Raw genomic sequence first — 654 nt, 5'->3', positions numbered from 1 at the left:
ACAAGCTGGCGATCCTGTCGTCGATCGCCTTCGGCACCCAGGTCAACTTCGACGCGGTCGAGATCGAAGGCATCGAACGCGTCAGCATCGACGACATCCACCGCGCCCGCGACATGGGCTACCGGATCAAGCTGCTGGGCGTCGCGCAGATGACCGCCCGCGGGCTTGAACAGCGCATGTCGCCCTGCTTGGTGCCCGCCGACAGCCCCCTGGGGCAGCTAGTGGGCGGCACCAACATGGTCGTGATCGAGGGCGACAGCGTGGGCCAGATCGTCCTGCGCGGCGCGGGCGCGGGCGAAGGCCCGACCGCCAGCGCGGTCATGTCTGACATCGTCGAGATCGCGCGCGGTGTCCGCATGCCGGTCTTCGGACAGCCTGCCGGATCGCTGACCGCGGCTCAGCCCGCCCGCACGGCCGTGCCTGCAGCCTATTACATCCGTCTGGAGTTGCAGGACAAACCCGGTGCCTTGGCCAAGGTCGCTACGGTCCTGGGCGATGCCGGCATCTCAATCGACCGGATGCGCCAGTACGGCCAGCACAGCCCGGCGAGCGTTCCAGTCCTGGTCGTGACCCACAAGACCACGCCCGAGGCCATCGACTACGCCATCGAGGCCCTGCCCCGCACCGGTGTCCTGGTCAGCGACCCGGTCGAGC

The 654-nt window shown here is 68.5% G+C and carries 1 protein-coding gene; it reads left to right on the top strand.

The window, feature by feature from the left end:
• Nucleotides 1-654 (top strand): ACT domain-containing protein (locus TW83_RS17215; protein WP_045984013.1); only part of this gene is annotated, 654 nt, incomplete at both ends.

This window comes from Paracoccus sp. S4493, from assembly GCF_000967735.1.
Classification (GTDB): domain Bacteria; phylum Pseudomonadota; class Alphaproteobacteria; order Rhodobacterales; family Rhodobacteraceae; genus Paracoccus; species Paracoccus marcusii.
Note: the sequence above shows the minus strand (reverse complement) of the source record. Positions and strands in the feature narration are given on the sequence as shown.